This window comes from Sinorhizobium glycinis (genome assembly GCF_001651865.1).
Classification (GTDB): domain Bacteria; phylum Pseudomonadota; class Alphaproteobacteria; order Rhizobiales; family Rhizobiaceae; genus Sinorhizobium; species Sinorhizobium glycinis.
The window spans coordinates 334,240-346,078 of the sequence record NZ_LPUX01000064.1 but is presented as its reverse complement, the minus strand read 5'-3'; the positions used below and the strand labels follow the sequence as shown (position 1 = coordinate 346,078).

Here is an 11,839-nt window from a genome sequence, read left to right as displayed (position 1 = left end):
CTCGAAGGGCAGGGACGATCTCACCTGCAACAATTGCCGAGAGCGGCTCTTGTTCCCGAAGAGCAGGAGCTGGCTGCCTGTGGCTGCAGAGGCGTCCATCGCCTCGCAGATGGGTTGTGTCCGCAACTAGAAGTCCGCTCGCGGCCGCAGGCGATCGGTTCTTCAAAGCATGTGAGGACGCAGCGGCCCGGCAGATCGAGATCGGAACCTTCCCCTCCGGAGGGACGTTTGCTGCAAGACTCCCGCGAAGGTTTCGAAATGCCGAACGACATGGATCGACCGACCGTTCTCATCACCGGCTCGAGTGGTTTTCTCGGACAGGCGATCGCCCGCGGCCTGGAGGACCGCTACCGCCTTATCGGATTGGACGTGGCTGCGCCGAAGGGATCGTCGAACCGCCTGGAGACGATCGAGATCGACCTGACCTCAGGCGACAGCGTCAAGAAGGCGGTGGAGGAGGTGCGCAAGCGCAGCGGCGGCCGCGTCGCCTCGGTCATCCACCTCGCCGCCTATTACGACACCACCGGCAAGAACGACCCGAAATATGATGCGGTCAATGTCCAGGGCACGCGCCGGCTGCTCACTGAACTGAAGGGACTGGAGACCGGGCAGTTCATCTTTTCCAGCACTCTGCTGGTGCATGCGCCGAGCCCGGAGAAGGGCGCGAGGATCGACGAGGACTCGCCGCTGGAGCCTTCCTGGGCCTATCCGCAGTCGAAGGCGGAGACCGAAGCGGTGATCGCCAAGGAGCGCGGGCAGGTCAACACGGTGATCCTGAGGCTCGCCGGCGTCTATGACGAGGATTGCCGGGCCGCCTTCATCGCCCAGCAGATCGCCCGCATCTTCGAGCGGCTGCCGACCGCCTATCTGTTCACCGGCGATCTTGAGGCGGGACAGCCCTATCTGCACAAGGACGATCTGGTCGACGCCGTCGTGCGCACCGTCGACCGCCGCGCCGAACTGCCGGCCGAAAGCGTGATGCTGATCGGCGAGGAGGAAACACTTTCCTACGGGGAATTGCAGAAGCGCATCGGGCGGCTTCTCCACGGCGAGGACTGGCGCACCTTCGTCCTGCCAAAGGGTCTCGCCAAGACGGGGTCGTGGATGCAGACGGAGGTGCTCGATCAGGAGAGCGACATCAAACCGTGGATGATCGAAAACTCGGACGACCATTTCGAGATCGACATTTCCCGCGCCGAAACCCTGATCGGCTGGAAGCCGAAACACAGCCTCTCCCGCACCCTGCCGGAGATGATCCGTCGCCTGAAGGACGATCCGACCGACTGGTACGAGAAGAACAAGCTCGAACCCTCCGTCGTTGCAGCCTCTGAGCCGGAGATCGAGCAGGCGAAAAGTCGGCTCGAAGCGCCGCTGGAGCGCAGCAACAGGCAAGTCGCGGCCGCCGTCGAGCGCCAGCGGCTTCGCACCCTCTGGGCGCCGATGGTCAATGTTGCGCTGGGCCTGTGGCTCGTCGCCTCGCCGATGACGCTCGGCCTTTTCGATCCCGTCGCCGTCCCGCCGCCGCCTGCCCTCGGGCACGAGATCGCGGCGGCCGATATCCGCAATGCGCGCCTCGGCATGAGCGAAATCGCGTCGGGCCTGCTCGTCGTGCTCTTTACGCTTCTCGGCATGTATCGCCGCTGGTCCTGGACCCAATGGATCGCGGCGGGTCTCGGCGTCTGGGTCATGCTCGCGCCGCTGGTCTTCTGGACGACCAGCGCCGCCGCCTACGCCATCGACACGCTTGCCGGGTTGCTCATTCCGGTCTTCGCCGTCATGATCCCGCCGACACCCGGCATCAGCAGCCGGGCGCTTGCGGCGGATGACGACCGGCCGCTCGGCTGGAGCTATTCGCCCTCCGCCTTCACACAGCGCATTCCGATCGTGGCGCTCGCCTTTGTCGGCCTGTTCGTCTCACGCTATCTCGCCGCCTACCAGATGGGCCATATCGACGGCCTCTGGGACCCGTTCTTCGGCGCGGGCGAAGCGCCCGTCCGCAATGGCAGCGAAGCGGTTGTGACGTCGTGGGTCTCAAAGGGCTTTCCGATCGCCGATGCCGGATTCGGCGCCTTCGCCTATGCGCTCGACATTCTCGCCGGCGCGATCGGCGACCGCCGCCGATGGCGCACCATGCCGTGGATGGTGCTGCTGTTCGGGCTCCTGATCATCCCGCTCGGCGTGGTCAGCGTCTCCTTCATCATCATCCAGCCGCCGCTGATCGGCGCGCTCTGCACGCTCTGCATCGTCCAGGCGGCCGTCACCGTGGTGCTGATTCCCTATTCGATCGACGAGGTGCTGGCGGCCGTCCAGTATCTCTGGCGGGCAACGAAGGCCGGCGAGCCGTTCTGGCGGACCTTCTGGATGGGCGGCCCGGCCCTTTCGGAAAACCAGTCGCCGGAGCCTGACCTCGACCGCCCGGCTTCCGAGCTATTCAAGGAATTCATCACCGGCGGGGTGACCTTCCCGTGGACGCTGGTGGCGAGCGTGTTCCTCGGTGCGGTCCTGATGACGACGCCGCTGATCTTCGGCAGTTCTCCGCCGCTCTATTACAGCGACCATGTCGCCGGCTGCCTCGTCGTCATGATCGCCGTCACGGCAATGGCGGAGGTCGCCCGCCCGGTGCGCTTCCTCAATGTCGCGCTCGGCGCATGGGTCGCGGCGTCGCCGTTCCTGTTTTCCGGCGGCGCGACGGTGGCAGGCTTCGCGGATGTGTTGATCGGCCTCGGCCTGACTGCCCTCAGCCTGCCGCGCGGGACGCGCAGCGATGAGCATTACGGTGGCTGGGATCGGGCGATCGTCTGATTGATCCGAGTTGGATCGGCGTCGGTCCGCCTCGGGTTACGAGACGTCCGACAACGCGTCGAGGCGACGCGTGCCGTACCAGCCGCCAAGCCAGGCGGCGGCGGCTCCGAGCAGGAGCGAGAAGAACCCGAGAAATGCGCCGCTGGAGACCACGGTCGCGGCCGTATCCGCCGCATCGGCAGCCACCCGCCGCGCATCCTCGACGGCCGTGCGGTAGGTCTGCTCGTATTCTTCGACGCGGGCGCGCGCCTGATCGGGGGGAATGTTCTCGGCCCGCGCCAGGGCGTCGGCAGCACGGTTGCGCGCTTCCTCCGCCTGCGCCTCGTCACCGGTGACGAGGGCGCGGATCGACGCGACCGCCGCATCCCGCATCGCCGCCGGATCGTCGCCGCCGATGGTCTCGCGGATCTGCCGCTCGATATCCGCGAACGGGTCGTCCGCCGTCGCCAGCGCCGGAGCTGCCGTCGTCGCCGCGGTTGCGACGGTGCGCCCGGTGCCGCCGACGACGGAGGAGAGCCCGCTCAACGCACCCCCGAGCAGAGCACCGGCCGAGGTGGTCAGCAGGTAGACGACGATCAGCGTGGTGACGGCCCAGGAGGTCAGACCATGATAGGCCCCGGTCGTCGTGCCCAACCGGCCCGACAGGCGACTGGCCAGGTAGCCGCCCGCAAACGCCGAGACGATGCCCGAAAGAGCGAACCAAATGCCGCTCGCGATCGAGAAGGTGCCGGGGCCGGGACTGTCGCCGCCGCCGACATCGAAGGCGGCAGCGCCGATGCCGACGCCGAGCAGGTTGAGCAGGAGCTGGACTGCGAGAGCCAGGGCTACGCCGGCGAAGATTGCTGCCCAGGAGAGCTTGTTCGGCACTGTGACGACCAGAGGCTCGGAAGGCGTCGCTACGGGACTCGTGTAAGCCGGATCGCTCATGGAAAGCTTCCTTGAGATTCACGATGTTATCGTTACGGAAACTAACCGGGCGAAACCGGATTCGTTCCCTTCCCGCCGCGCGCGTGGTGGCAAGGCCCTACCGGTTAACCAGCCAGAGGATCACCGTCAGGAGAATGCTGACGATGAGGCCGGTGGTGAACGGGATGTAGATAGTGAAATTCTCGCGCACGATCAGGATGTCGCCCGGCAGCCTGCCGAAGCCGATGCGCGCGAGCCAGGGCCAGAAAATGCCGACGGCAACGATGATGAGGCCGACGATGATCAGGATACGGGACATCTGTGCCTGGCGGCCTCGCGAAGCGTGGACTTCCCGATCATACAGGGCTAGCCGCGGACGGCCTACTGCCGTGCTTCCTTAAATCGTATCCGGTAGGGAGAAAAACTTGCAGCAATTCAAACCTCTACGGCGAACTTCGTGCGCCTGAAAACACGCACGGCGCCGCAGTCGGGTTGGCAGGCTACTTCTGCTCTTCGCTCGCGAGTCCGTATTGCTCGAAGAGGCGCGCCTGCGTTCCGTCGGCGATGACCTTGTCGAGGCCCTTCTGCATGCGGCCGATCAGTTCGTCCGGAACGGAGGGGTTGCAGGCGATCGAGTAGATGTCTTCGGCAAGCACCACCGTCGACTCGATGGGTGTTCCCTCACGCTTCAGCTTGTCGAAGTATTTCTCCGAAATCGGCATCAGGTCGACGCGGCCGGTCAAGAGCTTCTTGAGCGTCAGTTCCAGGTCGGTGGCGAGATCGATCCGCGGAAAGCCGTTTTCCTCGAGGATGGTCTGGGTGAAGTCGTCGCGCTGCGTGCCGACCTTGAAGGCCTTCGCCTCGTCGAGGGTCTTCGGATTGGCGGGCGAGCCGGCCTTGCGGATCAGCACCGTGCGGCTCTTCAGCAGAGGTTCCACCCATTTGAAGCGGCCGTGCCGCTCCTTGTTGTGGACGGTGGTGAAGACGCAGTGCATCTCGTGGTTCTCGGCTAGGAAAAGCGCCCGGGCCCAGGGCATCATCTCCATCGTATATTTGAGGCCGGCATCCTCCATGAGAAGCCTGGCCTGCTCGACCGAAGCGCCCTTGTAGGCTTCGCCGTCGCGAAAGTTGAAGGGCGGGTAGGATTCGGTCACGAATTTCACGTCCGCCGATTGGGCGGCCAGGGGAAAGAGAAGCGTTATCAAGAAGAAGAGCTGTTTCATCGTCAGGTCCCTTGCACGGCCAGCAATGGCCGGTGCTCGCATTCGAGTCTGGATAAGATGTCGCCGACGGGCTGGGGACGCCCGAGGAAATAGCCTTGCCCGCAGCTGACGTCCAAGGAGAGGAGCGCGTTTAGCTGCTCCTCGGTCTCGATCCCCTCGGCGACAACCTGGCACTTCAGCTCCTTCGCCACGGTGTGGATGCCGGCGATGAGCTTGAGAACCCGTCGGCGGACCGTTTCGCTTTCGTCCGTCAGCGACCGGGTGAAGGCCTGGTCGACCTTGATGATGTTGACCGGGAAATGGACGAGGTAGCTAAGCGAGGAATAGCCGGTGCCGAAGTCGTCGAGGGCGATTTTCATCCCGGCATTGCTCAGCGCGCTCAGGAGGTCGCGAATATCGGGGCTGTGGTGCATCAGCACCGCTTCGGTGATTTCGACGACGATGCGGGCGGGGGTGATCCCCCATTTCATCAAGGCGGAAAACGTGCTGGCCGGCAGTTCCGGGCAAAATTGCAGGGGTGAGAAGTTGACGGCCAGATAGGCGTTTTCGAGACCGGGAATGGAAGAGAGGCGGGCAAGATGCGCCACGGCCTTCTCGAAGATGCGCTCGCCGATCCTGAGGATCGCGCCGGTTTCTTCGGCGACCCGGATGATATCCGCCGGCGGCAGGACGCCGTGTTCGGGATGATTGAGGCGCATCAGCGCCTCAAAGCCGGCGACCTGCCCTCCTTTGAGATCGACGATCGGCTGCAGATGGACGTCGAACCAATCGTGCCGCAGGCCCTCCTCGATATAGGTGTCGATCTTGAGCCTTTCCTGAGCAAGGCTTGCCATCAGCGGGTCGAAGAGTTTCGCGCCGTTCTTGCCGTTGTGCTTGCGGGCGTACATCGCCATGTCCGACTTCTGCAGCAGCTCGGCGGCGGTTTTCGCCTGCGCGGGATAAAGCGCGATGCCGATGCTGGCGCTCAGCGACAGCGTGTTGCCGTCGACGATGACCGGCTCTGCGCAGGCGGCGGCGATGCGCTCGGAGATTTGCAGCGCGGCGTTCCGTGCCTGGCCTGCCGGGATCAGCACGACGAATTCGTCGCCGCCGAGCCGCCCGACCCTGTCCTCGCCGCGCACCTGGGAACGGATCCGGCCGGCGATCTGGCGCAACACTTCGTCGCCGGCGGCATGGCCGAGATTGTCGTTGATCGGCTTGAAACGGTCGAGGTCGATGAGCAGGCAGGCGAGTTCACCGCCGTCTTCGGCCGTCTGCCGGATCGCTCCATCGAGCGCCATCTCGAAGCCCGGCCGGTTGAGGAGGCCCGTCAGGTGATCGGTGATCGCCTGCACATGGTTGCGCTGTTCCGCCGTCTTCAATTCCGTGACGTCGGTCATGACGGCCAGCGATAGGGTTTCGCCCGCCTCGAGAGCCTGCACCTCCTTGATCAGAACGTCGATGAGGCGGCCGTCGGCGCATCTGAACTTGACGGTGACGGTTGCCGCTTCCACGCCTGCGGTGGCCTGCCGCTTGCGGTTCTCGTAGGCGTCGCGCGTCGACGGGTCGAGAAAATCGGCGAAGGGACGGCCGATAACCGTCTCGCGGTCGTAGCCGGTGGCGAGCAGCCAGTAGTCGCTCACTGCCGTCAGGCGGTCGTCTTCGTCGACGGAATAGAGCTTCGCCGGCGTGAGGTTGTAGATCCGCGTCGTCTTCTGGTGGGCGCGCTTGAGGTCGTTTTCCTCCTGGGCGAGGCGTGCCTGCATCTCGTTGAAGTTGGCGGCCAGCATTCCCATTTCGTCGGCGGACACCCAGTCCACCATATGGCGCGACCCGAGCCGGCGCGTCGCCTCGATGGCGTGCGTCAGGCGGAGCAGCGGTCTCGTCACCATCATGCGGTTGCCCAGAATTGCGGCCGCCGTGATGATCACGATCGCAAACAGAAAGATGCCGATATAGACGGCATCGTCGATCTTGAAGTCGGAGAAAAGGTCGCGCTGCCGCAGCGCGATCTCCAGCCTGCCGACCGTCTTGGTCCCGTCGACGGAGCGATAGTGGACGGGGGTGGACAGGATCTGCCCGGGCGGATCCTTGTCCCGGGAGCGCTCCGGCAGCCTGACGTCGAGCCCGCCGGCGACCTCGTATACGCGGACGGCGATCACCGAACGGTCCGCGAGGATCGTGCTGGCGATCTGCCGGACGCTTTCTTCGTCGAAATCCCACAGCGGCTTGCCGAGGGCGAGCGAATTGGCCTGGAGCAGGACCTGTCCGTGATCGACGACGTCCTGATAGGCGCGTTCATTCGAAAGATAGAAGAACAGCACGAAGAGCGGCGCGATCAAGAGCAAGAGAGCGCTGGAAACGATCAGAATGAAGCGGCTCTCTACCGAATGCGTATTCATCTATATGCCCAGGACCACAACGCACCCATAAGGCCGACGCGAGGTTCACCTGCGGCCTTTCCGAATTTTCGGTCCGATCTCCGCTCTTCGGCAGGCACCGAAGCGATCTGTCGCCTATCGCGTCAGCAATGCGAGCAGGAACGAAACCGGCGCCTATGGTCCACCGAAAACATTAGGCTTCGGTAAATAATGCGCATTTGCCGGTAGCCCGATCGCGCTGGAATATCCGAATTGCGCAGGTGTCGCGGGCGCCGTCCCGGAATCATCCGCCGAGCTACAGGCACGAGAGTGTCTTTCTGCTTACACCCCGGACCGCGCGCCATGGCAAACGCGGCCGGAAATGACCGAAAGGACAGGCACGGCAAGGGAAAAAGTGGCCCTCGTAACCGCAAGCGGCAGCGGCAGGGGGCGGCGTCGGCGCGTTGGTCTTGTCACCCCGACTCCGCGCTAAGCGCGCGGATGAAAGCCAGGAGCGCCTCCTGCGGATTGCGTCCTTCTCCCTCAAGCACCGTCACGCCCCAATTGCTCAGGACCGCCTTCTGCACCGGATTGGGCCGATACATGAAGACGTAGGATTGCGGCCGGTCGCTTTCGTATCCGGAGCGCTGCCAGGTGCTCCAGATGCGGTGGAGCAGCAGCCTGATATTGAGATCCGACATGCTGTAGCCGATGAAGAGCACCGTCGCTCCGAGCGCATCGCTGCGGAACCGCACGTCGAGCGGTGAGTCGAAGGAGAGCCTGTTGAAGTAGTCGGTTTCGGTGAGGATGAGCGTCTCGGCATCGTCGAAGTCGCCGTGATACTTGATGATCTGCGTCACCCCGGCAGGAGCGGTCGCCATGTCTCTCGCATGGCTGATCTTCGCATGGCGCTTGCCGAGGACGTCGTAGGCCACTTCCAGATTGCTGTCGTAGTTGGTGGTGTAGATGACCGGAAAATCGAGCCTGACGATCAGCCGGTGCAATTCGGATTTCTGGATGCGGTCCGGCAGGATGCGCCAGTTCTCGCGCATCCATTCGCAGAGCGTGCGGATGTTTCCATGCTCGAGGCGATAGCATTCGGCAATCGTCTGGTAGGTGACGTCCGGGTCCTTCATCACGGAACCGTCGAGATCGAGATCCTCCAGCATGTGGTCGATCAGCGTCTTCCAGGACGGCAAGCCGACGCTCATCGACACGCCGGCGCCGACGAACAGGACGGCATGCCGCCGTTTCAGTGCCGAAGCGATCGCCTCCAGGTGTTCCTTCATTTTCGCTCCCGTCTCTTCGCGCCCAGCAGCGTTCAACTCGGCGTGCGGCAAGTTGTTCCAACCGGTCGAAACCGGGCTTTCGACGCGGTTCTCCGCCTCCATAATGAATGGCTGAAATAGGTACGAACACCGGGGCAACGGTTCGTGAACGAATTCAAATGCCCTACTCCTTAGGGGTTAAGGCGGTTGCAGTCCCGCCATGAACCTGCAGGGAACAAACCTTTCACGTCGTGGTTGGCCCCCGGAAGGGACCTAACATTTGGAGAACGTTCGATGAAAGGTATCCTGATCAAGAGTGCGCTTGCCCTAAGCCTGGGGGTCCCCTTCGGGCCGGCATTCGCCCAGACGGAGCAACCGGCCCAGGGGCAGTCCACAGAGTGCCCGGCGGGTACGGAATGTCCGCAAGGGGGCGCGGCGCAGGGGCAGCAGCCCGATGCCCAGGGCGGAGCGGCCCAACAGGACGGTGAAGCCACCGGCAAGGGCCAGCAAGACCAGACCACTGGCGAACAGCCTGAGACCGAGCAGGGCGGCACCGAACAGCAGCAGCAACCGAAAGCCGATACGCAGCAGCAACAGCAGCAAGGCGAGACCAAGCAGCAGGGTACCGAAACCGAAACGGAGCAGCAGCCCGCCCAGGATCAGACCGAACAGCAGCCGTCGCAAGAAGGAGGCGAACAGCAGCAGGACCAGGGTCAATCGCAACAGACCCAAGAAGGCCAGGCTTCCGGCGATGTCAACGTGACGGTGGAACAGAAGACCGAGATCACCCAGATCATCAAGGAAGAAAAGGTCGAGCCGATCGACGTTGACTTCGACGTTTCCGTCGGCGTCGCCGTACCTGAAACCGTCAAGGTCAAGCTGAGACCTCTTCCGCCGCGCATCATCAAGATCGTGCCGAGATACGAAGGCTATCTGTTCTTCATATTGGCGGACGGCCGGATCGTCATCGTCGAGCCGTCGTCGCTGAAGATCGTCGTCATCCTGGCGTAGCGGTGTTTGGCGTGAACGGGGGCCTGCCGGACCTGCTGGCGGGCCTTTCGTCCACGGCTCCAGAAGGAGGGCGCGGATGAGAGAGAATTGGCATCGGCGTGACAGTCGGGGCGACCCGAAGCGCAGAGAACTCTGGCGCGATCCTGAACATGGCACGCGCAGCAGACCGTTCCGCCACGGCAGGGACCGCGATGAGGAGCGGTGGGGCCGCCGCGGTGACGAGGCTGGTGAAGGCGCATGGTTCGCAGAGGCGCTGCAACATTCGAACCGCTATTTTCATGGCGGCGGTGGCCGCGCACTGGCGCGCCGTATCGAGGAGCTCGGTTCCTTCGATCCTTACGAGAATGCGCCGCCCTTCCGGAACCGGTCCGGTCAGGAGGAGTGGCCCGGCGGCCGCAGGAGCCGCGACGAGGCAGGGCGCTTCCGGGGCAAAGGCCCGCGCGGCTACAAGCGATCGGATGACCGGATAGCGGAAGATGTTAACGACCGGCTGACCGAAGATCCGTGGCTCGACGCCTCCGGCATCGAAGTCTCCGTTTCGAACGGCGAAGTGACGCTCGGCGGCTTCGTTTCGAGCCGGCTGGACAAACGGCGCGCCGAGGACTGCGCGGACGGTGTTCCCGGGGTGTCCCACGTGCAAAACAATCTAAGGGCGCGGCCGGCAAGCCTGCGATAGTATCGGCGCGAGGCTCCAAATTCGGCGAACCGTCATTACCCCCTTGACCATTATGTTATCGATAACATAAGCTCCCCCTCAACCAGCGACTTTGGGAGGAGCGCATGGATGGTCAAAAGCTCTTGGAGTTCCGCTCCATCACCAAGGAGTTCGGCGGCACGCGGGCCCTGTCCCAGGTCTCTATCGACCTCGAAGCCGGTGAAATCCTTGCGCTTCTCGGCGAGAACGGTGCCGGCAAGTCGACGCTGATCAAGACGCTCGCTGGCATCTACCGGCCGGATGGCGGCGAGATCCGGTTCCGCGGCGAGCCCTATGTCAACCAGCCGCCGAAGCCGAACAAGCGGCAGCCGGTCGCCTTCATCCACCAGGATCTCGGCCTCATCGAATGGATGACGGTCGCCGAGAATGTCGGCCTGGCGCAGGGCTTCTCGATGCGCACGCGGCTGATCGACTGGCGCCGCACGGAGGAGCGGGCGCGCGAGGCCTTGCGCCTCGTCGGCTGCGATTTCGACCCCTCGACCCGCGTCCAGGCGCTGACCCGCACGGAAAAATCACTGGTGGCGATCGCCCGCGCCTTGGCCGTCGAGGCCGACGTGCTGGTGCTCGACGAGCCGACGGCGAGCCTTCCGGCAGACGAGGTGGAGCGGCTCTTCAACGCTATCCGGCCGCTCAAAGAGCATGGCGTCGCGATGATCTATGTCTCGCATCGCCTCGACGAGATCTTCCGCATCGCCGACCGGGTCGCGGTGCTGCGCGACGGCCGTCTCGTCGGCCAGAAGCCGGTCGCCCAGACGACGCCGGACGAGCTCATCGAAATGATCGTCGGGCGCAAGGCCGATCAGCTCTTCGTCAAGGCGGCGAGTACGCCGGGCGAAGCGGTCGTCACCATCAGGCAGCTCGCTTGCCAGGGCGTAGGGCCTGTTTCCTTCGATGTGCTCAAGGGCGAACTCATCGGTCTGGTTGGCCTGCGCGGCGCCGGTCAGGAACTGGTCGGCCGCGCCTTGTTCGGCTGCCAGCCGTTTTCGGGCACGGTGACGATCGGCGGCGAGCAGCCTGACCTGTCAAGTCCGGTGGCGGCGATGCGCTCCGGCGTCGGCCTGATCGCCCGCGACCGGACGGAAGAGTCGGTCGCCATGTCGCTGTCGCTGCGCGAGAACACCTTCCTCAATCCGCAGGCCGCCGGCCGCGGCCTGTTTTCGGTCCTCGCTCCCTCAAAGGAAGCGGCGCTCGCGGAGGCGATCGGCGAAAGTGTCGGCTTGAGGCCGAACGACCAGAGCCTGCCGATCGAGGCGCTGTCCGGCGGCAACCAGCAGAAGGTCGTGGTCGGCCGCTGGCTGGCGACCGGCCGCAAGCTGCTCGTCGCCGAAGATCCGACCGCGGGCGTCGACGTTGGCGCCAAGGCCGACATCTACCGGCTGATCGCCCGGGCGCTCGAGGCGGGGCTCGCCGTCGTGTTCGTCTCGACCGATTTCGAGGAAATCGCCCATATCTGCGATCGCGCCCTGGTCTTTTCGCGCGGCCGGATCGTCCGCGAGCTGAAGGGCGAAGAACTGACGACCTCGGCGGTGATCGCCGCCGCCTCGGCCTCCGAAGCGGCTTAAGTTCCGGGAGAAG

The 11,839-nt window shown here is 64.3% G+C and carries 9 protein-coding genes; 4 read left to right on the top strand and 5 right to left on the bottom strand.

From position 1 onward, the window contains the following. Window positions 1–258: 258 nt before the first annotated feature. Window positions 259–2,802, top strand: coding sequence for an NAD-dependent epimerase/dehydratase family protein (locus tag AU381_RS21505; RefSeq protein WP_064244181.1), 2,544 nt, complete (start codon window positions 259–261; stop codon window positions 2,800–2,802). A gap of 36 nt (window positions 2,803–2,838) precedes the next feature. Here AU381_RS21505 and AU381_RS21500 read toward each other — a convergent pair whose 3' ends face one another. From AU381_RS21500 to AU381_RS21480, 5 genes are all read right to left on the bottom strand, one after another. Then, window positions 2,839–3,729 (bottom strand): hypothetical protein, encoded by an 891-nt coding sequence (locus AU381_RS21500; protein ID WP_064243754.1) that lies wholly within the window; start codon window positions 3,727–3,729, stop codon window positions 2,839–2,841. A 97-nt stretch (window positions 3,730–3,826) separates the two neighbouring features. Next, on the bottom strand, window positions 3,827–4,027 hold the full coding sequence (locus AU381_RS21495) for a DUF2905 domain-containing protein (RefSeq protein WP_064243753.1): 201 nt from the start codon (window positions 4,025–4,027) through the stop codon (window positions 3,827–3,829). Between the two features lie 181 nt (window positions 4,028–4,208). Further along, window positions 4,209–4,931: a substrate-binding periplasmic protein gene (locus AU381_RS21490; protein WP_064243752.1), complete on the bottom strand. Its 723-nt coding sequence runs from the start codon at window positions 4,929–4,931 to the stop codon at window positions 4,209–4,211. Window positions 4,932–4,933: 2 nt separating this feature from the next. Then, window positions 4,934–7,312, bottom strand: coding sequence for an EAL domain-containing protein (locus tag AU381_RS21485; RefSeq protein WP_064243751.1), 2,379 nt, complete (start codon window positions 7,310–7,312; stop codon window positions 4,934–4,936). 431 nt (window positions 7,313–7,743) lie between these two features. Next, a complete protein-coding gene (locus AU381_RS21480; protein WP_064244180.1) occupies window positions 7,744–8,559 on the bottom strand; it encodes an SIR2 family NAD-dependent protein deacylase in 816 nt (271 codons plus the stop codon). A gap of 273 nt (window positions 8,560–8,832) precedes the next feature. Here AU381_RS21480 and AU381_RS21475 point away from each other — a divergent pair, with 273 nt between their 5' ends. The 3 genes from AU381_RS21475 (at window position 8,833) to AU381_RS21465 (ending at window position 11,826) form a co-directional block, all read left to right on the top strand. Next, window positions 8,833–9,549, top strand: a complete 717-nt coding sequence (locus AU381_RS21475) for a DUF1236 domain-containing protein (protein WP_064243750.1) — start codon at window positions 8,833–8,835, stop codon at window positions 9,547–9,549. Between the two features lie 76 nt (window positions 9,550–9,625). After that, window positions 9,626–10,225 (top strand): BON domain-containing protein, encoded by a 600-nt coding sequence (locus AU381_RS21470; RefSeq protein ID WP_064243749.1) that lies wholly within the window; start codon window positions 9,626–9,628, stop codon window positions 10,223–10,225. A 104-nt stretch (window positions 10,226–10,329) separates the two neighbouring features. Beyond that, a complete protein-coding gene (locus AU381_RS21465; RefSeq protein ID WP_064243748.1) occupies window positions 10,330–11,826 on the top strand; it encodes a sugar ABC transporter ATP-binding protein in 1,497 nt (498 codons plus the stop codon). Window positions 11,827–11,839 lie beyond the last annotated feature (13 nt).

Bases quoted from the DNA above. Each gene is read 5' to 3' on its own strand.
- AU381_RS21505 (WP_064244181.1), top strand. From the start codon at position 259: ATGCCGAACGACATGGATCGACCGACCGTTCTCATCACCGGCTCGAGT.
- AU381_RS21500 (WP_064243754.1), bottom strand. From the start codon at position 3,729: ATGAGCGATCCGGCTTACACGAGTCCCGTAGCGACGCCTTCCGAGCCT.
- AU381_RS21495 (WP_064243753.1), bottom strand. From the start codon at position 4,027: ATGTCCCGTATCCTGATCATCGTCGGCCTCATCATCGTTGCCGTCGGC.
- AU381_RS21490 (WP_064243752.1), bottom strand. From the start codon at position 4,931: ATGAAACAGCTCTTCTTCTTGATAACGCTTCTCTTTCCCCTGGCCGCC.
- AU381_RS21485 (WP_064243751.1), bottom strand. From the start codon at position 7,312: ATGAATACGCATTCGGTAGAGAGCCGCTTCATTCTGATCGTTTCCAGC.
- AU381_RS21480 (WP_064244180.1), bottom strand. From the start codon at position 8,559: ATGAAGGAACACCTGGAGGCGATCGCTTCGGCACTGAAACGGCGGCAT.
- AU381_RS21475 (WP_064243750.1), top strand. From the start codon at position 8,833: ATGAAAGGTATCCTGATCAAGAGTGCGCTTGCCCTAAGCCTGGGGGTC.
- AU381_RS21470 (WP_064243749.1), top strand. From the start codon at position 9,626: ATGAGAGAGAATTGGCATCGGCGTGACAGTCGGGGCGACCCGAAGCGC.
- AU381_RS21465 (WP_064243748.1), top strand. From the start codon at position 10,330: ATGGATGGTCAAAAGCTCTTGGAGTTCCGCTCCATCACCAAGGAGTTC.